Consider the following 21681-nt stretch of genomic DNA (forward strand, 5'->3'; position numbering starts at 1 on the left):
TGTAAAGGCGCACTAGCGGTCACCTCTAGCAGCCACGTATTGCGCATTCCATAGGCGCGAGCGATTCGGGCGAATTGTCGACGTCGGCTCCTGGCCCTCAGCTGGCCTCGGTCGACGGCCGCAGAACCCGCCTGTCACGTCCCGCGCGGGTTATGCGTACACGACCTAGAGTGCTTCCGGAAAAAGCCTGTCCCGGCGAAGGCCGGGATGGGAACCGGTTTTCCGATAAGAAGCACGATAAAACAAAGAACTAGGGTCGGCCCGCGATTCAACTAAAACCGGAACGACCCTAGCCCGCCTCTGCGACCACGCCCCCTGTCAGCGGTTGCGGCACACCCGTCGTGCCCGGATACGTGATCGGCAGGCCGAGCCGCGAGCGCACGGCGAGGAAGGCCCACGCCTCGGCCTCGACGCCGTCGCCATCGATGTCGAACGCTTCCGCCGGGCGAACGGCCGTGCCCACGCGGTTCGCGATCATGGTCATCAGCGTGGCGTTCCGCCGCCCGCCGCCGGACGCAACCCACAGCGTCGGCTTTTCGGGAAAGTGCTCGAGCGCTGCACCCGCCGCTGCCGCGGAGAAAGCGGTCAGGGTGGCCGCGCCATCCTCGGGTGAAAGGTGCGCGAGCGCCTCCATGTCGAACGCATTCCGGTCAAGCGACTTCGGCGGCGGGGTTTTGAAGTAGGGATGGTTCAACCATCGGGCGACGATGTCGGCGTGAATGGTACCGGATGCTGCGAGCGCGCCGTCGGCATCGTAGGGCTTTCCAAGTGTCTTCTTCACCCAATCGTCGATCATGGCCGAGGCCGGGCCCGTGTCGAACGCGAGCAGCGTGCCGTCTGCGCCGATCCACGTCACGTTGGCCACGCCCCCGAGATTGAGCACCACGAGGGGACGTTCGGCGATCTCGGCCGCGAGCGCGCGATGATAGGCCGGAGCGAGGGGAGCGCCCTGTCCGCCTGCGGCCACATCGGCCGCACGAAGGTCATAGACAACCGGCCGTCCGGAAAGCCGCGAGAGCAGGGGGCCGTCTCCGAGCTGGACCGTAAGTTTCGCCTCGGGCCGGTGCAGAACCGTCTGTCCGTGAAACCCGATCAAATCGATGCTGTCCGGCTCGATCTCGTGATCCGCGCAATAATGGCCGATGGCCTCGGCATGAAGTTCTGTCAGGTATTGTTCGAGCAGCATCAGGCGCCCCGGCCGCTCGGTGCGGGTTCGCAAAGTGGTCGCCTCGGCCAATCCGGCATGCAACTTTTCGCGGAACGCCTCGGAATAGGGATAGGTCGCGGCAAAGCCCCGCCGAAGGACCCGCTCCCCGTCGGTTTCGATGACGGCGACGTCGATACCGTCGAGCGAAGTCCCGCTCATGAGGCCCAAAGCGCGCCAAGTGTCGCCCTGTCGCTTGCTCACTCGCCCCTCCTCATGCATGGTCCTGCCGAAACAAAAGCCCCGCGCCCCAAAGGCGCCGAGGGCGAGAAAGGTCCTCGCAACCCATCATGACGAATTTCCGATCCGATTTTCTCAATATCCTGACCGAACGCGGCTTTATCCACCAGACCTCGGACGCGCAAGGCATTGATGCGCTCGCTCGCGACGGCAAGCTGGTGGCCTATATCGGCTACGATTGCACGGCGCCGTCGCTCCACGTCGGACACCTTCTTTCGATCGTGATGCTCCACTGGTTGCAGAAGACCGGCGCCGGCAAGCCGATCGCGCTTATGGGCGGCGGCACCACCCGTGTCGGCGATCCGTCCGGTCGCGACGAGACGCGTAAGATCCTGACCCTCGAAACGATTGAGGACAACAAGAACCAGATCAAGACGGTCTTCTCGAAGTTCCTCGCATTCGGCGACGGCAAGACCGACGCGTTGATGCTCGACAACGCCGAGTGGCTGGCGAAGCTGAATTACATCGAGTTCCTGCGCGATGTCGGTCGGCACATGTCGGTCAACCGCATGCTATCGATGGACTCGGTCAAGCTGCGCCTCGACCGCGAGCAGGAGCTCTCCTTCATCGAATTCAACTACATGCTGCTACAGGCCTACGATTACGCGGAGCTCGCGCGCCGCTACGGCACGAACCTGCAGATGGGCGGCTCGGACCAGTGGGGCAACATCGTCACCGGCATCGACCTTGGCCGGCGCATGGGCGTGCCGCACCAGCTTTACGGGCTGACCTGCAACCTGCTGACGACCGCGTCCGGCGCCAAGATGGGCAAGACCGCCGCCGGCGCCGTTTGGCTCAACGAAGCGCAACTCTCCGCGTATGATTACTGGCAGTTCTGGCGCAACACCGAGGATGCCGACGTCGGCCGCTTCCTGAAGCTCTTCACGACGCTGCCGCTCGACGAGATTGCAAAGCTCGCCGCGCTGGGTGGCGCCGAGATCAACGAGGCCAAGAAGGTGCTCGCCACCGAGGCGGCCGCGCTCGTGCACGGCCGGGAAAAGGCCGAAGCCGCCGCGCAGACCGCCAAGGAAACGTTCGAGCAGGGCGCCACGGCCGCCGGCCTCCCGACAGTCGAGATCAGTGCTGCCGGCTTGAAGGACACGCTCGGCCTGCTGAGCCAGTTCGTCGACGCGGGCCTCGTGGCATCGACGAGTGAAGCGCGCCGCCAGATCAAGGGCGGCGGTCTCAAAGTCAACGACACGGTCGTGACTGACGAGAAGGCGAAGCTGTCGGAAGCCGATCTCACGCCGGAAGGCGTGATCAAGCTTTCGCTCGGCAAGAAGAAGCACGTTCTTCTGAAGCCTGTTTAAGCGCGGTTACGACGGCTTCGGATCGCCTATTTCTTCTTCCCGGCCGGCGTCGTCTCAGACGACCAGCCGTCGATCGCGCTCGATCCGTCGCCGTCAGCGGCGGATGAGCTTGAGGCGCGTACGCGCTGGTCGGCGGGCGCCCGCTGCTGTTCGCGCAGCGGCTGCACCTGCGGATTAGGGCTTGTCATCTCCATGATGCCGCGCAGGATGCCTGGCGTGAACATCGAAAGCGGGTTCACGAGAACCTGCGGCTGCGCCATCGACCCTTGAATCGCATACGTGATGCCGAACACGCCCTGGCAGTCGAAACCCGCAACGAGCGGCCCGACGAGCGGGATGTCGCAAACCGCGGCGTTGATACCCTGCAGCGGAACATACGTACCGCCGAGGCTGATACGCTTGTTGTTGTAGTCAACCTTGCCGCGGATCGACGCGCCGAGGAGAGGGCCGCGGATGTAGGAATCGTCCAAGACGAATTGCCCGTGCCCGATCGAGAACGGCACTTTCATGCGCTGGAAATCAAACGCCTCGCGCTCGACTTGCTTCTTGCGCTTAGGCTGAGAGTTGTCACCTGGGCCGCTCGTCTCGGCGCTCGAATACACTTCCGAGATGATGGGATCGCCGAGGACGCGGAAGTCCTCGACCCAGAGTATTCCGCTCTTCTCGGCGGCGCCCCGCCCTTCGAGATCGACTTCGAGTTTGACGCGCCCGCCTAGCATGTTCGGGTAGAACCCTGACAGCTTGAACGCCTGTCCAGCGTCGGCCGACTCCGCGTAAAGCTTGCGCGGCCCATCCGCCTTCAACAGAACAGCAAGCGGCTTCCCGCCGTCGAGTGTGCCGCGCCCGTCGTGCGCCACGAGCCGATCGCTGCGCTCCGATGTTTTCATCTTGTAGTTTCGAAGCGAGACATCGCCGTGACCGATCACGGTATCGATCTCGGCCGTGAGATCGACACCCGCCGAGGGATGAAGCGGCTTGATCCGGGCATCGGACCCATTGAGCGAGAGCAGGGACGTGAACAGGTCTCGCGCATCGAAGGTCGACCCCTTGGCCGAGATGGCCCATACTTTGTTGGCGTTGATCTTGCCCTTCACCTCGAGCCGGGAGACGACGTTGATCGAGAAATTCGGGAAGTAGAATTCGCTGACCTCGCGGCTGTCATCGACCTTGAGCCAGCCGTCAATAGCGATCGTGTCGCCCACCAGGCGGAAATTTTTCAGGTCGATCAGATTGGGAGACGGAGCCTCGACGTCGAATTCGAGCGAGGCAATACGACCGGGCGCTTTCCGCCATGCGAGATCTGGAAAAAGCAACTCCGCGTTTGTCAGATCCGCGCGAAGATGGATGGCCGGAGGAGCATCGGCCTTTTGCGCGAACGTGACTTCCACCGCCATGGGGCCCTGCACCATGTGGTTGAGATCAAGCCCGAGCTGCGTGCGGTCGGAATTGTCGAGTGTGGCCGAAATTCGGATCGGCGGCTGCATGTCGGGCGGCGCATCCAGGATGCGATGCAACTGAAAGCGGGTCAGCACGCCGTTGACGATCATGTCGCCCTTGGCAATGACGCCGATGTCCGAAACGCTGATGTCGATCGTGCCGCCCTGCAGGTCGAGCTTGTGCTCCTTGCTCTTGCCTTTGAGGTCCGTGATCCGCGCCTTGCCTTCGGCCTTGACGACGTGCGAGCCGCTGACGAGGGGCATCGAGATCTTGATCTCGCCGTCGACCTTTCCGTCGACGCCGTCGATGGGAAGCGGCCCCTGACCCGTGAGGTGCAGTTCGCTGTGGTTGAGCGTGTCGATCAATGCGGCAAGCGGCGCTTGCGACTTCAGCGCGAGCTCCGCGATAGGTGCGTCATGCCGCACGTCCACGATGGTGAGACGGCCTTCCTTCAATGGGAGCTGCCGCGTCTCGCTTGCGATGATCGCGGCCTCGGGAACAGTCACCTCCAGCGTACTGTTCTCGAGCCTGATCGTAGCGCGCGGAGCCTGAATGGGCAGGCTCTTCGGTAACGGATGCATCCTGAGATCGGAAATCTCGATGCTGGCCGACAGACGTTCGCCGCCTTCGGCGCTCGCAGTTCCGTCTGTTGCGTGATCAGTATCGAGGAAGCGTCCGGACAGCAGCTTCAGCGAAGCAGATTGAAGGCTTGCGTTGGTGACCTGAGTTCCGACCCAAGTCCGGGCGGCCGGAGCAACGGCTCGCGGCCACATGGCCTTCAGGGTCGCGAGCGGCATGGGAGTAACCGAAGCATCGACACGCGTGCTGGGAGCGCCGTTGCCCGTAATGATCTCGCCGTTGACGCGCACTTCTCCGCCGCCCGCCTTGAGGAAGAATTCTGCGAGCTGGACCAGTCCCTCGCCGGGGATGATCCGTCCGGATGCCTTGAAACTCTCGATCGGTATCGGAGCTATGCCGAAGTCTTCCGCCGACAAGACGCCATTGATCGATTTCAAGCCAAAGTGCCATTGCGGCTCCCCAGCCGCGGCAGGGTCGCTCGACAAGGCGCCCTCTACGGTTATGCGGCTGCCGCCCCAGTCGAGCGTGGACGGGGAAATGGTAAGATGCTGCGCATCGGCGTCGTAAACGGCTGCCAGGCGTCCGCCATCGAGCAGGAGGGGAGTATCGGAAACGGACGGCAGACGAACAAAGCCGCGCGCGAGATCCAGACCCAGGGTGGCGGTCTTGAGGTCGCCCGCGCTCGTAAGATCCAGCGCAAGCTCCCCGGTCATCGGAGTGTCGAATACGCCGAGCAGCCCAAGAGCGGGCGAGATCTTCGCAAGTGTGCTCGGCACGAAGTCGTGCACTGTGGTCGTAACCTTGAGCAGATTGCGCCGGTCCGTCTCTTCGGTGCGGAATGAGATCGACCACGGCCCTTTCTCCGACGCGATCGTCGCTGAGCCGGAGATGACGCTGCGCCGCTTGAGATGCTCGAGATCGACCGATGCCTCCGTAACGCTGATGTCGCTCGTCTGGCCGTCATAGGCGACCGAAACCGTAGCGTTGCGAACACCAAATTCGCGGATCCGCGAGCTCGTGCCGCCCCGCCGGGCGCGCGCAGTGCTCTCAGCGAAGATCCGGGCCACGTCGATGCGGTGGAACGAGGGAGGAAGCGGAGCGCCGGCGGCTGGTAGCTGTGCGCGCGAGGCCGGAACGGGAGCAGGCGCTTTTGGAGTGTCGCTAGGGGAAGCCTCGGTGGAACCACTTGTGTCCGAGATGCTGAGCGCAAATCCCTGCGCTTCCGTGTAGGTAACGGCTAGCCGCGGCTCGATGAGAAAAACGCGCTCCGGGGCAGCGGAGAGACGCCATAAGGCTGATTTGTCGAGTTCGACAGACGCCATCGGCGCGGACGCAACGAGATCGCCGTCAAGATCGCTGACCCGCAGATTGATCAATCGAAGCTCGACTCGATAGTCGTCCGCCAGAGTGATGACGGCGTCGTCGATATCGGCAGTGAACCCGTCGAGATCGGCATTGATGCTGGCCTCGATGTTGCTCCCGAACGACTTGAGCGAAACCGGGCCATGCAACAGCCGCACATAGATGATGATGGCAGCCGCGAGCGAAAGCAGCACCACCGGCGCGAGGACGAGCGTCACGAGGTGCGCCACTCTGTAGATGCGGCGACGCGAGGTTGCTTGAGGCTTCTGCGGACGGCGTCCCGACGTATGGGGCGGCTCGCCAGGAAGCCTGGGAGGAGAGCCTGTCCGGGGCCATGGATTGCCGGAGCGTTGCGTCGTCATCCCCAAACGTTCTCCGGCCGATGAGATTGGATAGAACACCGGTTGCTCGGTGAGGCGTGTGCCACCGGCTTCGCCAGGGTGTATCGCTCGACGTTTTGCGGTCTCCCTGCCGGCTTATCAAGCGCGAAGACATGCGGCGGTTTGCAACGGGTCCGGCTCGCTTCTTGATCGCCGGCAACCGACGACGCGCGAGCCTGGACCCGGACGATAAAACCATGCGAACAAGGCAGGAGCGCGAACCCTGGCAAGCGCCGGTTTCGCACGAGAGATCCTGAACCTGTCACGCGTGGGCCCCACCGCCCCCGAACCCGGGATGAGGCTCACCAAAAGCGACAAAAGAAAGGCACGGACCATGCTTGCCGAAGGCGATATGGCGCCAGATTTCGATCTCCCATCGGATGGCGGCGAAAACATCAGCCTGAAGGCGTTTCGCGGACAATCCGTGGTCGTCTACTTCTATCCCAAGGATGATACGGAGGCCTGCACGCTCGAGGCCCAGGAGTTCAGTGCTCTTAACCGAGACTTCAAGCGAGCGGGCGCCGTCGTTGTCGGCGTTTCGCCCGACAGTCCCAGGCGTCATCACAATTTCAAATGCAAGTACGAATTGGACCTGCGGCTCGCGTCAGATCAGGAGAAAACCGCCGCCGTCGCCTACGGTGTGTGGGTCGAAAAATCGATGTACGGCAGGACGTTCATGGGCGTGGAACGCGCGACGTTCTTGATCTCTCCCAGCGGCAGGATCGCGCGGATTTGGCGCAAAGTATCCGCCAAGGGCCATGCGGCCGAGGTGCTCGCGGCGCTCGAAAATAAATCAGCAAAATGAGCAAATGCCAGGCAAAATTCCTGGGGACAATCAACCCGTGAGTCAGTGGACGCGATGGCAACCGCCGTGCGACAAGTACTGACCCACGGTTGGAAACGTGCTAGCAGAAATCTCGGGGAAGAATGCCGAGCGGACGCTGCCGTACTGCACGCCGATCGGGGGCTAGCTAAAAGCGAATTCACGTCACAAAAGCCTAAAAGGCGACCAGATTTCGCGCAACGTTGAGCGTAAACGCGGAGTTTTACACGGATGCTGCCCCAATTCCGGAAGCCGGAAACCGATAGCACCAGGTCCCAGCCCCAAATGCAAAATCTCAACCCAGCTTCGCCACCGCAACTTGCTCCGACCTCGACGCTCGGGCCGAGACCCGGCATCGCGCAGTTCCGGCCCGGCGGTTCGTCGATCACCTCCGTCATTGGCCCGGATTTGGTCATTCACGGCAATCTCACCTCGAAGGGCGAAGTCCAGATCGAGGGCGAGGTGCAGGGCGACATCTATGGCACGCACGTGGTCATTGGCGAGCGCGCGCGCGTTACGGGCGGCGTCATCGCCGAGGAGTGCATCATTCGCGGCCATTTGCTCGGCACGGTTCGCGGCCGCCGCGTACTTCTGCAGGGATCGAGCCACGTAGAGGGTGACATCTATCACCAGACGATGGCGATTGAGCAGGGTGCGTTCTTTGAGGGCAAGTCCCGGCGGACCGATGATCCTCTCTCGGGTCTCAATCGCTCGGAACGCACACCCGAAGCCATGTCACCTCCTCCTCCGCCGCTTCCGGATGCGTCGTCGGAGGAGTGATCGCGGCCATCGCGCAGTCGTCTTGGGTGTCCGGTCTCAACACCAAGCAATATCTTGACGCCGGGCTTCTCCAGTCGTCACTTCCTGCGGCCGTCGGTAAGATCGCGGACGGTTAAGGGAAGGAACAGGGCGTGAAGACGGTCCGAACAATTGCAGAGTTGCGCCAGCAGATCGCCGACTGGCGGGCAGCTGGGCAAAGCGTGGCGCTCGTTCCGACAATGGGAGCGCTCCACGCCGGACACATCGCGCTCGTCGGTGCAGCGCTCGCGCTGGCCGACCGTGCTGTCGTCTCGATTTTCGTCAATCCGACGCAGTTCGCCCCGAACGAGGATCTGGCGCGCTATCCGCGCGACGAGGCCGGCGACGTGGCAAAGCTGGCGGGCGCCGGTGCCCATCTGGTGTGGGCGCCGACCGTTTCAGAAATGTACCCTGAGGGGTTCGCCACGCGCATCGTTGTCGAAGGCGCTGCGTTACCTCTCGAAGGGGCGTTCCGTCCGCACCACTTCGGCGGCGTGGCGACGGTCGTCTGCAAGCTCCTGTCGGCAGTCACGCCGGATCTCGCGTTGTTTGGCGAAAAGGATTTTCAGCAGCTGGCCGTGATCCGGCAGATGGTTCGGGATCTCGCGCTTCCCGTCACCATCAGAGGTATCGCGACGGTTCGAGAGGACGACGGGCTCGCCCTGTCGTCACGTAACGCCTATCTCAGCGCCGACGAACGCTACATCGCGCCCATGCTTTACAAGGTGATCTCGGAGGTGGCGCGCGGACGCGATCCGGCGGAAGCGTCAGAGGCGCTGCTGGCTGCCGGTTTCACGAAGGTTGACTACGTCGAAGTCCGCGATGCGGAAACGCTGGTGCCGTTCGTCCGAGGCTCCGGCCGCCCGGGCCGCGTTCTCGCGGCCGTTTGGCTCGGCAAGACCCGCCTGATCGACAACGTGGCTACAGGTTGAGTGAAAACCTGAATTGAGGTTCTCAAAACTCAACAGACAAACGTTGAACGGCGCCAGAGAGTATTGATTGTCTGCGCTCCAACCAGCTCAACGAATTTGGGCCTTCCATTCGTCTGTCTTGACGCCGTATTCCCATGTCGCCTGATCCATCGCCGCTAAAGTACTATCATGATACGTATCGGCGAATTCATTCCCCTCTTCGTCGAGATGAAAAAGAGCCTTCATCGTTCGGATATTTTAGCGATGGTCAGCGTTGTTGCCCGCGGTAGCAGCAAAGCCCCGAGGAGATGTTTGGTCTTGCTTGTTGCATGATGCTCAGGGCCAAGCCTCTCCAAAAACAATGTCTCAAAGTTACTCATCGCCAAGCCTTTCAGCTAGCAGCAGGTTTGCGTGTCGCGAGCCAGATTCCCGTTGCGATCAGGGCGATACCCATCCCGTGATACGGATGCAAACTCTCTCCCAACAGCAGCACCGCGAGGATCGTCCCGAACACCGGGACGAGATGCACGGCAAGTCCCGCCGTGTTGGCGCCGACCAGTTCGACAACGCGGTTGAAGGCGAGATAGGCCAGGATTGACGCGAGCACCGACACATATCCCACCGCAAAAGCCGCATGCAGTGTGAGCGGCATGGGCCATCCCCCATGCGTTTCCGCGAGATAGAACGGCAGCAGAAGTGTCGCGCCCAACGCGAAAGTGGCAAATGCAAAGCTGAATCCATGCACGACAGGACGAAGCCGCAAGAGCACAGTGTAGGCCGCATAGCAGACGACGGCCGCCAGCATCCAGAGATCCCCGGTTTTGAAATCGAGGTGCGCAAGGACGGCCGGATCGCCGTGCGAGATCAGCGTCAGCGCACCCGCCAGCGACGCGATGATCCCCGCGCCCTGTCGTGGTGTCACCATCTCGCGAAAGACGAGAAAGGTTCCGATGACCACCAATACCGGCATCAAGGTCTGCAGCATGACGAGGTTGATGGCCGTCGTCGTCTGCGCGCCGAAATAAAGGAACGTATTGTACACGCTGATGCCGAGAGCGGAGAGAACCAGCATGATCGGCCAGCTTCGCGCCATGACGGCCAGATCGCGCCCCAGGTACCGCCACGCGAGCGGCAGAATAAGAATTGCAGCCAGCGTCCAGCGCCAGAAAGCGAGACCGACCGGCGGCACCTCGCCCGCCAAACCTCGTGCGAGGATGGCATTCCCGGCCCAGAACAGTCCGGGCACCAGCATCAGGAACAGCGGCTGATCGGCGAGACTCAGCAGCCCCTTGGCGCGAGGCTTCGGCGCACCGTCTTGAATATTCATTTTTTTCGAGTGCCCTTCTTGCCTTGGAGGGGGCCAACCTTGTGACCTATGGCTGATACCAGAGCCGGCGTTGCGCGGATCAGATATTGTGGCCCTGGGCGGCGTTTCAACGCACTTTGGACCCAAACAAGCTGCGGAAAATGCGTTCAACTGTGGCGGGTTGGCACCCTGGCCTTGCCAATCCACAGCGCTCCGTGCCACGTGTCGCCACGAACGATAACCATCGTAGATTCGGGCTCTGCGCTCGTGTCCGTCCCGCGTCCAGCCGCCGGGCCACGCCTTCGAGAGAGGCAAGGAGTGACGGCGCATGGCCCAATCGATCCGTGATCTATTCTCGAGCCTTACGAGTAGCATGACCGACAAGACCAACCGAGCCCGCAAGGCGGATGCGTCCGAAAACTACACCGCCGCGGATATCGAAGTTCTGGAAGGCCTCGAGCCTGTCCGGCGTCGCCCCGGCATGTACATCGGTGGCACGGACGAAAAGGCGCTGCACCACCTCTTCGCGGAAGTCATCGACAACTCGATGGACGAGGCCGTCGCTGGTCACGCGACGTGGATCGATGTGCGTCTCGATGCGGACGGCTTTTTGTCGGTGACTGACAATGGTCGCGGCATTCCTGTAGATCCGCATCCCAAGTTCAAGAACAAGAGCGCGCTCGAAGTCATCATGTGCACGCTCCACTCGGGCGGCAAGTTCGACGGCAAGGCCTACAACACCTCGGGCGGTCTGCACGGCGTGGGTGTGTCCGTCGTCAACGCGTTGTCCGATACCTGCGAGGTCGAGATTGCGCGCGCCCAGCAGCTTTACCGCATGACGTTCTCGCGCGGCATCCCGCAGGGCAAGCTCGAAAAGCTCGGCCCGGTGATGAATCGGCGCGGCACCAAGGTGCGCTTCCATCCCGACGAGACGATCTTCGGCAAAGGCGCCCATTTCAAGCCGGCCCGCCTGTTCAAGATGGCGCGCTCGAAAGCCTACCTCTTCGGCGGCGTCGAAATCCGCTGGAGCTGCGCGCCCGAGCTGATCAAGGACGACACGCTGCCGGAAGCAGTGTTCCATTTCCCGGGCGGCTTGAAGGACTATCTCGCCTCTGAGATTGCGGGCCAGACCCTGGTCACGAAGGATCTCTTCGCCGGCAACGTCGAGCGCGAAGGCAAGCACGGCTCCGTCGAGTGGGCCGTCGCGTGGGTGTCCGACGAGGACGGCTTCTGCCGCTCCTATTGCAATACGATCCCGACCGGCGAGGGCGGCACGCACGAGAACGGCTTCCGCTCGGCGCTCTCCAAGAGCCTGCGCGAGTTCGGCGAGCGCGTCGGCAACCGCAAGGCCGCGCAGATCACGGCCGATGACGTAATGGGCACGGCCGCCGCCATGCTCTCCGTCTTCATCCGCGAGCCTGAGTTCCAAGGGCAGACCAAGGACAAGCTCGCGACGCAGGAAGCGAGCCGCATCGTCGAGTCCGCCGTAAAGGACGCCTTCGACCACTGGCTGACCGATAGCCCGCAGCAGGCCACACGCCTCCTCGAATGGTCCATCGACCAGGCCGAGGAGCGCCTCAAGAGGAAGCGCGAAAAGGAAGTCGGACGCCAGTCCGCGACGCGCAAGCTGCGCCTTCCGGGTAAGCTCGCCGACTGCTCGATCCAGCAGGCGGCCGGCACCGAGATCTTCATCGTCGAGGGCGACTCGGCCGGCGGTTCGGCCAAGAGCGCGCGCGACCGCGAGACCCAGGCCATCCTGCCCCTGCGCGGCAAGATTCTGAACGTGGCCAATGCCTCGTCGGCGAAGCTCTCGCAGAACCAGTTGCTCGCCGATCTCATTCAGGCACTCGGCGTTGGCACCGGCGCCAAGTATCGCGACGACGACCTGCGCTACGAGCGCGTGATCGTGATGACGGACGCCGACGTGGACGGCGCGCACATCGCTTCGCTCCTGATCACCTTCTTCTACCAGGAGATGCCGGAGCTGATCGAAAACGGACATTTGTTCCTGGCCGTGCCGCCGCTCTACAAACTCACGCATGGCGCCAAGTCGTTCTACGCGACGACCGAGGCGCAGCGCGACCGGCTTCTGAAGAGCGAGTTTGCGGCCAACGCAAAGGTCGAGATCAGCCGCTTCAAAGGCCTGGGCGAGATGAATGCTCAGCAGCTCAAGGAAACGACCATGGATCCCAGGAAGCGGATCCTGCTCAAGGTCGAGATCGGTGAGGGCGACCGGACCGAAATCGGCGAAGCGGTCAATGCGCTGATGGGCTCGAAGCCAGAGGCCCGCTTCCGCTTCATCCAAGACCGCGCCGCCTTCGCGAAGGATCTGGATATTTAGGTCGTAGTCGCTCAGACTTAGGTGCAGGTGGCTTAAGATGCCGAGCGCTACAACTAAATTTAGCAGCGCCTTGGTTGTCGCGATTGCCCCACTTTTTCCTTCGAGCGTTTGGGGAGGCGACAGCGGTGATCAAGCTGAGCTCGTGAGGATGCTCAGTGCTCAACTAAACAAATGCTGGGTGCTACCGCAGAGCGATGACCACGAAGTTCCTACGGTTACGTTGAAATGGAACCTGGAGTCCGATGGCCGCGTGTCGGGCTCCATAGATGTGATGGATCCGCCTCCGATCAAGAGTACTTCATTCGAAATCGCGGTGGACGCCGCAAAACGGGCTGTAAATCGCTGTTCACCCCTCAAACTGCCTAAAGATCGCTATGCTAGCTGGAAAACCATCGTCTGGGAGTTTGTACCAAAGGGTGGATTTGATTGGGCTCTCGGCCAAGTTCGCGCGGGGCCGATTTCATCTCGCAGCGCAGAGTTTCGCAGGACTTATCGCAAGAGCCTTTTGGCGCGCATAACGGCCGTTCAAATCGAGCCTCTGCCGAAGGACGCCCCTGACATCGCCGCCAACATCGATATCGCTGTTGTCGTCAACAAGAGCGGGGAGCTTCTCGGCAGCAAACTAAACCGCGGCTCAGGCTATCATGCTCTTGACGAAATGGCGTTGGAGCGCGTCAGGCGAGCCGCTCCATTTCCAGTTCCTCCAATGGAAATCGGCGAAGGGCCACACGTTTTCAGTTTGGGTTTCAGGTATGAGACGGCGCCCAAACAAGCCCCTTAGGCAACCACCGCATTCGAGAAAGATCTCAATATCTAACGGGAGCGGCCCTGAGCGATGACCCACCTCATTGCGATCGATCAGGGCACAACCTCCACACGCGCGATCGTCTTCGACGCCGCGCTCAATCTGATCGCCGTTGCGCAGCAGGAGTTGCGGCAGATCTATCCGGCGCCCGGATGGGTTGAGCACGATCCGGAGGAGATCTGGGCCGCAGTCATTGCCACGGTGCGCGAGGCGATGGCGAGAGCCGGTGTCGCGGCGAAGGATGTCGCGGGAATCGGCATCACCAACCAGCGCGAAACGACGCTCGTTTGGGATCGCGCGAGCGGAAAGCCGATCCACAACGCCATCGTCTGGCAGGACCGCCGCACGGCCGACACCTGTGCAACCTTGCACGCCGCAGGCCACGAGGCGAACGTTGCCGAAAAGACCGGCCTCATTCTCGATCCCTATTTTTCCGGAACCAAGATCGGCTGGCTGCTCGACAACGTCGAGGGAGCACGGGCGGCTGCCAAAGCGGGACGCCTTGCTTTCGGCACCGTCGATGCATTCTTGCTCTGGCGCCTGACGGGCGGCCGCACCCACGCAACCGATGCGACGAATGCCTCGCGCACGCTGCTGTTCAACATCAGGGGCGGCCATTGGGACGACGAGCTGGCAGCGCTCCTGAATGTTCCGACCGCCATGCTGCCAGAGGTCCGAGACTGCGCCGCAGACTTCGGCGAAACGCTCCCAGAATTATTCGGCGGCGCGATCCGCATCCTCGGTGTCGCGGGCGATCAGCAGGCGGCGACCATCGGGCAGGGCTGCTTCACGCCCGGCATGATGAAGTCCACCTACGGAACTGGTTGCTTCGCGCTGCTCAACACGGGACCGGAACCGATCCGCTCTCGCCATCGGCTTCTCACCACCATTGCCTACCAGCTCGACGGCCAGCGCACGTATGCGCTCGAAGGCGCGATCTTCATCGCGGGCGCGGCTGTCCAATGGCTACGTGACGGCCTGCATCTCGTCAGCAAAGCGTCCGAGGTGAATGCGCTCGCACAGAAGGCAGACGCCAGCGAGCAGGTCTACCTCGTGCCGGCATTCGTTGGTCTCGGCGCGCCCTACTGGGATGCCGAGGCGCGCGGTGCGCTCCTGGGCCTGACACGCAACTCAGGACCCGCCGAAATTGCACAGGCGGCGCTCGAGGCGGTGGGCTATCAGACGCGAGATATGCTCGAAGCGATGCACGCCGATTGGCCCGGCGCCTGCGAGACCGTGCTGCGCGTCGACGGCGGCATGACAGCGAGCGAGGTCACAATGCAGTTCCTCGCCGACATTCTGGGAGCGCCCGTCGACCGTCCGGTGGTGATGGAAACGACGGCGCTGGGCGCAGCCTTCCTCGCCGGACATCGGGCTGGCGTCTGTCCCGATCCCCGCGGCTTCGCTGAGACCTGGAGACTGGATCGGCGTTTCGAGCCGCGGATGGATGACGCCACGCGGGCGCGCAAATGGGCGGGATGGCGCGATGCCGTTTCCCGCGTTCTTACGAAAAAAACGGGCTGATCCGCGAAGAAAGCGCATCAGCCCGTTCTATTCAAACTAGTCGAGCACGCCTTCGAGCGCGTAGTGGCGGATCTTGTCGCGGTTTGCGATCAACTCCCCGACTGTCGGCTCGTTCTTCATGGCGCGGCCGATGGCGATCTTCGTTGCCTCGTAGTTCGTGCGATAGAGATCTTTCTTATCGAGATTCGGATCGTCCGGGCAGCGCGGGTCGAGCCACACCGTGATGATCATGCAGACCTCGTTGGCGATCTCGTGCGGGATGACATTGTCCTTGAGGCAATCGACGATGGCGTCGCCGATAGCCGCCTGAACGACACCGCCGAAAAGGTCGACGTAGGCTGCGCTCGAGATGGTGACCTTGGACGTCATCATCGTCGCGGGGCGCACCATCTGATTGAGGTTGCGGATGACGAAGAAGCGCGTGTGACCGACGGTCTGCCCCATCATGGAAGCGAAAGCCGTGCCCACCGGGCCTTTGACGGAACCGATGACGACTTCCGGCATAGCGTCGGTGACCTGACCTTCGCGTGCCAAAACCGTCGCCTCGCCGGCGCGGAACCAGATGTCCATAGTGTGTAATCCTTTCAGTTCAATGCTGAGTTCAAGATGTCGGCGCCGCTACTTAAGAAGCGCAGCGCGGCTCAGCGCAAGATGCGTTTTCTTGGCCGGAGAGAATAATTGCGCTTTAGAGCGCGGATGTATCTAAGGTTGCGCCGGTCGGCGGCATGCGCGGGCCGTCGTCCTCCAAGGGGGCTACAGCGTCGAGCCAGTGCAAAAGGCAGTCGGCCGCGAGTTGCCAGTCGGGGTCGAGCATGAGGGAATGGGAAAGCCCCGGCAGGAACTGCGCCTGCACGCCGTACCAGGCGGCCGTCGCCCAAAGGTCTTCTTTGCGAATGAGCCGATCTTCCGTGCCGCCCATGACGAGCATCGGCGGCGCTTGCCACGGCATCGGTGCAAACGGCCGCAAGCCTTGAAGCTCGTAGCCCACGAGCGAACTTTCTTGGCCTCCGCGCGCGGCGAAGTGCGCAAAGCTCGCGGCGTCGATGCGATTCGAAAACAACCCATCGCGCAGCACATCCATGTCGATCCCGCCGAGGCCGGTGCTGAACATGAGAGAAAGCTCGCGCCAGAGCCGAGGCCGTGACCACATCATGGAAAAGTTGGCAGCCATCAACCCGCCGGGCGGAACGGAGGCGAGCAGGGCCGCACCCGCAAATCTGGCGCCTCTCCGAACAGCATCCTGCACCGCCGCGCCGCCCATCGAATGCCCGACGGCCACGACCGGCCGTCCGATACTCGCCGCGGCTTCGATCACATCGGCGGAATAGTCGGCGAGTGTGAGCGCGCCGATGCGCTCGTGTCCGCAGCTTGCTCCGTGACCGCTGAGGCTGACGGAATGCACCGTGTATCCGGCGTTCGCCAGATACGGCATGAACGTCTTCTCCCACACCCACGCGCCGACGAAGATGCCGTGCACGAGAAGGATGTCGGTTGTCCTGGGTGTGCCGCTGCCGCGCGCGCGAAGGACTTCCAGTGTCATGCCACCTCAGCTTTTCCGTCAATCGCGGCATTACCGGCCACTATGGCGTCATCATCAATGCGCAAGGCGTCGCAGTTCATGACCTATTTGCATAGCTCAGTGCTGCCGTTCGAGACGACTTTCATGAAGAATTCGCGCGTACGCCATGCCGCTAGGCAAGGCGCGGGAGGGGCGTGGTCGAAGACGCATACGACGAGCGTCGGTGCTCGCACACAGCTTGCTTCAAATTGAACGATCCGGATTAGGAGCCGATAAACCGGTTCCGGAACGCCTCCGGGTTGGCAGCAATTGGGGCTGCCGCATTCATGTTTGGTGCAGATCTCCTTGATAGGCCTGATGCCAAATCAAGAACGGAGAAGCCTGATATGCACCAGCGTCGTCGCGGTCTCGGCCATAGGATCGTTGCGCTTTCTTTGATGGGTCTGACCGCCGGTGCCTTGCCGGTGCAGGCCTGCACGAACTTCCTCCTGAAAGCGGCTGACGGCACGCCGATCTACGGCCGCACGATGGAGTACGCGCTGGAGACTCAGCCGGACGTCGTCGTCGTTCCGCGCAACTACGAATACGTCGGAACGCGTCCGGCCGATGCTCCGGGCGTCAAGTGGACATCGCGTTACGGCCTCGTCGGCGTCATGAACCTCGGCCAGCCGTTTGTCTCCGATGGCGTGAACGAGAAGGGCCTCGCAGGTGGCGCGCTCTACTTTCCTGGCTTCGCTGGCTACACGCCGCCGGCCCAAGCCGGCACACGCACTGCGCTTGCGCCGTGGGAATTTCTGACCTGGGTGCTGACGAACTTCGCAACCGTCGAGGAAGTGAAGGCTGGGCTCGACAACGTAGCGATCATCGATTTGCCGGCCCCCGTCGTCAATTTCACGCTGCCGTTCCACTTCCCGATCCACGACGCCAGCGGTGCTTCGATCGTCATCGAGCCCGTGGATGGAAAGTTCAAGGTCTACGACAACCCGCTCGGCGTCCTCACCAACTCTCCGAGCTTCGATTGGCACATGAACAACGTGCGTAACTACGTGAAGATGTCGCCGGTCGCGGCCGATCCGCTGAAGATCTCCGGCCATACGTTTGCGCCCTTCGGTCAGGGATCCGGACTGCTCGGTATCCCGGGCGATCCGACGCCGCCGTCGCGCTTCATCCGCGCATTGGGCTATGTCGCGTCGGCCAAGCAGCTCCCCGACGGTCCGCAGACGGTGCGTCTTGCCGAGCATATCCTCAACAACTTCGACATCCCGCTCGGCTTCATCGACTCGGCTGCGAAGGGTGGCGAGCTGGAGTACACGCAGTGGAGCTCGGTCGCGGACTTGCGCGCCAAGAAGTACTACATCAAGGGCTACAAGGATCAGGTTCTGCGGTCGATCGATCTCATGAGCTTCGATCTCGATGCGAAGACCCTTCGCGTCGCGCCCTTCAAGCCCAATCTGACGCCGCCCGCTCTCGAGTTCGCAAACCCGTCGTAAGGCCCACCGGCAATTGACAGTGATTGGAACGGCCGCGCGGCTTTGCCAGCGCGGCCGTTTCCATTCAGGGCTTTGCTGACGGATCGCGCCCCAGCACGATGCGCGTGCGCGTTGTGATGGCGACTCGAACCTCGTCGGGTTGCTCGGATACGGCCGTCGTGATCGCGCGCAGGGAATGTCGGGTGTGATGCAACTGATCAACAAGAGACAGAATGATCGGCAAGCTCTCGTGGTCGAGCCCCATCCGGTAGTGCAGATCGCAAACGAGCGCGACGCGGGCCTCGTCGAGGTCGTCGAACTGAAGACCGCTCATGGTCTGTTGCGGTTGAACAAGCCCGAGTTCGATCCAGCGATGAAGAACCTCGGCCTTCAGGCAGTGCATGCGCTCGATGAGTTGTTGTTCGCTGATCATGCTCGGCCTCCGCGTTTCTGCCGGGGATGCTGCGGGTTCTTCGCCTCCCAGGCGGCCATGAAGTCGGCGAGCTCATCGTCAGGATTCTCAGGCGGAACGATGACGAGCTCCAGCAGGTGATCGCCCCGCGCGCCAGCCTTGTCACGCCGCACACCCTTGCCGCGAAGGCGCAGCGTCGTTCCATTCTTAGCGCCTTTCGGGACTTTGACGTCCACGGCCCCATCGACCGTCTCCGCCCGCACGCTGGCGCCGTTCAGCGCCTCGCCGAGGCTGATAGGAAGCTTCGAATGAATATCGTAGTCATTCCGGCTGAAACTCTCGTGTGGCAGGATATGAACCTCAACATAGGCATCGCCCGCGGGCTCTCCGCCATGTCCAGGTAAGCCCTGGCCCTTGAGCCGCAGGACCTGTCCCTCGCGAAATCCGGCGGGAATTTCGATGTCGAGCGTCTTGCCGTCCGGCATCGCGACCGTCTTGCGTGCGCCATTGACGGCGTCGAGAAAATCGACCGGAAGCGTGTAGCGCACGTCTCCGCCGGGCATGCGGAAACTGGTGCCACCGCCTCCGCCGCGGCCCGTGCCACGATTGCGGAAGAGGTCGGCGAACAAGTCCTCGGCGTCAAACGTATCGCCCGCGCCGCTGGAATAGGTCCGGCTTCCATAGCGCATGTTGGGATCGGCTTCCGCGTACTCTCGATAGTACCGCCGCTGAGGAGTCTCGGCGCCTGTTTCGTCGATTTCGCCGGCGTCGAACTTTTTGCGCTTCTCGGGATCCCCGAGAATGTCGTTGGCGCCTGAGATTTCCTTGAAGCGGCGCTCGGCTTCGGCATCGCCGGGGTTGAGGTCAGGGTGCGTATCCTTTGCGAGCTTCCGGTATGCCTTCCGGATCTCGTCCTGCGTCGCATCCTTGCTCACACCCAGAGTTTTGTACGGGTCGGCCATTGAGAGCCCCGGTTTTTGGTCGGGGCGCCGCCCCAATCCTTCTACGAACGCGAAGAATACTACTCTGCCCGCGCGCGAGGGCGCACGTCAAAGCACCTGCAAGAGGTAAACGGACTGCTGATTTCGAGCGCGGCGATCGTTCTAGTCTCCGCGTCGCTGCTTGCGCGCCCAATAGATGGCGAACACCGCGATCCAGAACAACAGGGCGGCGACGTCCATCAGCGTCGATAGCTCGCGCAGGCTCTTCTTCCAGGGCTGATCCGGCGGCCCCACCAGCGTGAGGAAGCTCGCGATCGCGCCGATGAGCAGGCAAAGGCCGACGCCGACCCAAGCGATCCTGACAGCGCGCCGCGTCATGTGTGGTGCTCCTCACAGCGGAACAGGATCCCAACCATCGGCCAACCAAACTACCACAGATTTGGACGCAAAGCGGCGTCGCGGCGAAGCCGAGCGAAATTTTCATCCAATTTCCGGAAACGGCACTTCGGCAAACTATCCGTCGATAGCGCTTGTGCCCACTTCGCAGCGCCGTTCCGCCTCAAATCCGCCCCGCACGTCGAGGGAATTAAGGCGCATACAGAACGAGGAGCGGACATGTCGGACGTGATGACATCGGCAGGACGGGTAGCCCGAAGCCCTGCATTCAAATTCTTCCTCATTGCGTTTCTCATCCTCCTCCTGCTCATCCCGCTCCTGATCGTCGGCGGGCTAGTCTCGGAACGCGAAGGCCGCTCCCGCGAGGTGATGGGCGAGGTGGCGCGGACTTGGGGCGGCGCGCAGTACCTCGCGGGGCCCTTCATCGTTGTTCCCTACCTGGTTCGCATAGAAAGCAAGGAAGGCGACAAGGTCATCCAGCAGACCCAGGAGCGTCGGGCCGTCTTTCTTCCCGAAGAGCTGACTGTCAAAGGCAACGGCAAGTCGAATGTGCTTCACCGTTCCATTTTCGACGTCAACGTCTACACCGCCTCGCTCGCCATCGACGGCAGCTTCGCTGTGCCGGATATCGCTGAGGTCGATCCGAATGCGGTTTCGGTGCGTTGGCGCGATGCGATATTCGTCCTCGCCTTGAGCGATGTTGGCGGCCTCAAGGAGGCAGCAACGCTCAAGATCAACGAACGGGAGACGTTGCCCTTCTCGCCGAGTGTCGGCGTACCCGGAAGCTACACGAACGGCATGCATACGAAACTGTCGGGCGCGCCGTCGGTCATTGAGGGAGACACGGCGCCCAAAGCGTTCCGCTTCCACGCAGACCTGGTGTTCACCGGCTCCACCTCGTTGAGCTTCGCACCCGCAGCCCGGGAGACCCGGATCGAGATGGCATCGGATTGGCCGCACCCCAGCTTTACCGGCGCGTTCCTGCCGGTCGACCGCGAGGTCCGGCCAGACGGCTTTTCCGCCAAATGGCGCGTGCCGCATCTGGCGCGCAGCGTACCCAACGCGTGGATGCTGTCCGATGGCGGCCTGGAGCGCTTCTCGGCGCATCAGTTTGGCGTGACGTTCTACCAGCCGGTCGACTTCTACGATCTCGTCATGCGCGCGGTGAAGTACGGCGTCTTGTTCCTGGCGGTCGGCTTCATGGGTGTGTTTGTGCTCGAGCTGCTCTCCGGCAAGCGCGTGCACCCCGTGCAATACCTGTTCGTGGGCATCGCCATGGTGTTCTTCTACGTGCTGCTCTTGTCGCTCGCCGAGCATCTCGGCTTTGCCAAGGCCTACGCCATCGCCTCGGCCGCGACCGGCGGCATGCTCGCGCTTTATGTCGGCAAGGCCCTTGCGAGCTCCCGCAGTGGCCTGATCATGGCCGCCTTGTTCGTGCTGCTGTACGGCTTCCTGTACTTCATCTTGCGCCTCGAGGACTATGCGCTCCTCGCGGGTGCGCTGCTCGGCTTCGCGGCTCTCACGGCTGTGATGTTCACTACCCTCCACATCGACTGGTCCGGGCTCGGAGAGGGCGCGCGCGAAGAGGAAGAGCCGGCACCCGCCCAAGCGGGGCCTTGAGGCGTAGGCTCTGGTTGTCGACCCTGGCGATCGCTGCGGCGTGTAGCGATCGCCATTCTGTTTTCTAGTTGCTGCATTTTTCTGTGTCTTTAGAAGCATATGAATGCGGAATAGATGGTCCGCGGCCATGCGCCTCTGCTGTCGCTTCAAACGGGTCCCAGAATGTTTTCAGGTCTGCGTTGGTTAATTTTTGTATTTCTCTTTGTCGGCAGCTCACTTGGTGCAGCGCAAGACACGAAGAAAGGAAAAGGAGAAACCCCGCAGGCGCCCAATGCCCCCGCCGGCGCGCCTCCGGCAAAGCGAG

At 62.3% G+C, this 21681-nt stretch carries 17 protein-coding genes; 9 read left to right on the plus strand and 8 right to left on the minus strand.

The features are described 5' to 3' along the window. Positions 1–289 precede the first annotated feature (289 nt). Positions 290–1408 carry an anhydro-N-acetylmuramic acid kinase gene (locus VHO05_RS03520; protein ID WP_329645229.1) on the minus strand — a complete coding sequence of 373 codons (1119 nt, stop codon included), beginning with the start codon at positions 1406–1408 and terminating at the stop codon, positions 290–292. A gap of 86 nt (positions 1409–1494) precedes the next feature. On the opposite strand from VHO05_RS03520, the gene tyrS reads away from it, so the two are divergent. After that, complete coding sequence (gene tyrS / locus VHO05_RS03525) at positions 1495–2754, plus strand: tyrosine--tRNA ligase (RefSeq protein WP_329645230.1); 1260 nt, start codon at positions 1495–1497, stop codon at positions 2752–2754. Positions 2755–2780: 26 nt separating this feature from the next. Here the strand turns inward: tyrS and VHO05_RS03530 are convergent, their stop codons facing one another. After that, on the minus strand, positions 2781–6494 hold the full coding sequence (locus tag VHO05_RS03530) for an AsmA-like C-terminal region-containing protein (protein WP_329645231.1): 3714 nt from the start codon (positions 6492–6494) through the stop codon (positions 2781–2783). A 313-nt stretch (positions 6495–6807) separates the two neighbouring features. On the opposite strand from VHO05_RS03530, the gene VHO05_RS03535 reads away from it, so the two are divergent. The 3 genes from VHO05_RS03535 (at position 6808) to panC (ending at position 9065) form a co-directional block, all read left to right on the plus strand. After that, positions 6808–7317 carry a peroxiredoxin gene (locus tag VHO05_RS03535; protein WP_329645232.1) on the plus strand — a complete coding sequence of 170 codons (510 nt, stop codon included), beginning with the start codon at positions 6808–6810 and terminating at the stop codon, positions 7315–7317. 303 nt (positions 7318–7620) lie between these two features. Continuing rightward, entirely contained in the window at positions 7621–8115 is a 495-nt protein-coding gene (locus tag VHO05_RS03540) for a polymer-forming cytoskeletal protein (RefSeq protein WP_329645233.1), read from the plus strand. Positions 8116–8246: 131 nt separating this feature from the next. Then, the gene (gene panC, locus VHO05_RS03545) at positions 8247–9065 is read left to right on the plus strand and encodes a pantoate--beta-alanine ligase (protein WP_329645234.1); all 819 of its coding nucleotides are present in this window, start codon (positions 8247–8249) and stop codon (positions 9063–9065) included. A gap of 370 nt (positions 9066–9435) precedes the next feature. Here the strand turns inward: panC and VHO05_RS03550 are convergent, their stop codons facing one another. Beyond that, a complete protein-coding gene (locus VHO05_RS03550) occupies positions 9436–10371 on the minus strand; it encodes a DMT family transporter (protein WP_329645235.1) in 936 nt (311 codons plus the stop codon). 307 nt (positions 10372–10678) lie between these two features. Between VHO05_RS03550 and parE the strand changes: the two genes are divergently transcribed. From parE to glpK, 3 genes are read left to right on the plus strand one after another with little or no spacing between them, the layout of a single operon-like run. Beyond that, a complete protein-coding gene (gene parE, locus VHO05_RS03555) occupies positions 10679–12691 on the plus strand; it encodes a DNA topoisomerase IV subunit B (protein WP_414653673.1) in 2013 nt (670 codons plus the stop codon). Positions 12692–12728: 37 nt separating this feature from the next. Beyond that, positions 12729–13472, plus strand: coding sequence for an energy transducer TonB (locus VHO05_RS03560; RefSeq protein WP_329645236.1), 744 nt, complete (start codon positions 12729–12731; stop codon positions 13470–13472). Between the two features lie 54 nt (positions 13473–13526). Continuing rightward, on the plus strand, positions 13527–15020 hold the full coding sequence (glpK, locus tag VHO05_RS03565; protein WP_329645237.1) for a glycerol kinase GlpK: 1494 nt from the start codon (positions 13527–13529) through the stop codon (positions 15018–15020). Between the two features lie 36 nt (positions 15021–15056). Here the strand turns inward: glpK and fae are convergent, their stop codons facing one another. Beyond that, positions 15057–15590: a formaldehyde-activating enzyme gene (gene fae, locus VHO05_RS03570; protein WP_329645238.1), complete on the minus strand. Its 534-nt coding sequence runs from the start codon at positions 15588–15590 to the stop codon at positions 15057–15059. 115 nt (positions 15591–15705) lie between these two features. Continuing rightward, a complete protein-coding gene (locus VHO05_RS03575; RefSeq protein WP_329645239.1) occupies positions 15706–16560 on the minus strand; it encodes an alpha/beta hydrolase in 855 nt (284 codons plus the stop codon). A gap of 365 nt (positions 16561–16925) precedes the next feature. Here VHO05_RS03575 and VHO05_RS03580 point away from each other — a divergent pair, with 365 nt between their 5' ends. Continuing rightward, positions 16926–18029 carry a choloylglycine hydrolase family protein gene (locus VHO05_RS03580; RefSeq protein WP_329645240.1) on the plus strand — a complete coding sequence of 368 codons (1104 nt, stop codon included), beginning with the start codon at positions 16926–16928 and terminating at the stop codon, positions 18027–18029. 64 nt (positions 18030–18093) lie between these two features. Here VHO05_RS03580 and VHO05_RS03585 read toward each other — a convergent pair whose 3' ends face one another. The 3 genes from VHO05_RS03585 to VHO05_RS03595 form a co-directional block, all read right to left on the minus strand. Then, positions 18094–18441, minus strand: a complete 348-nt coding sequence (locus VHO05_RS03585) for a hypothetical protein (RefSeq protein ID WP_329645241.1) — start codon at positions 18439–18441, stop codon at positions 18094–18096. Next, on the minus strand, positions 18438–19382 hold the full coding sequence (locus VHO05_RS03590) for a J domain-containing protein (protein WP_329645242.1): 945 nt from the start codon (positions 19380–19382) through the stop codon (positions 18438–18440). The genes VHO05_RS03585 and VHO05_RS03590 overlap by 4 nt, the downstream gene beginning before the upstream one ends. Before the next feature lie 141 nt (positions 19383–19523). Then, positions 19524–19739 (minus strand): hypothetical protein, encoded by a 216-nt coding sequence (locus VHO05_RS03595; RefSeq protein WP_329645243.1) that lies wholly within the window; start codon positions 19737–19739, stop codon positions 19524–19526. A 237-nt stretch (positions 19740–19976) separates the two neighbouring features. Here VHO05_RS03595 and creD point away from each other — a divergent pair, with 237 nt between their 5' ends. Continuing rightward, positions 19977–21377, plus strand: coding sequence for a cell envelope integrity protein CreD (gene creD, locus VHO05_RS03600; RefSeq protein WP_329645244.1), 1401 nt, complete (start codon positions 19977–19979; stop codon positions 21375–21377). The last annotated feature ends 304 nt before the right edge of the window (positions 21378–21681 follow it).

Origin of the sequence: Hyphomicrobium sp. (assembly GCF_036262015.1) — a bacterium.
Classification (GTDB): domain Bacteria; phylum Pseudomonadota; class Alphaproteobacteria; order Rhizobiales; family Hyphomicrobiaceae; genus Hyphomicrobium_C.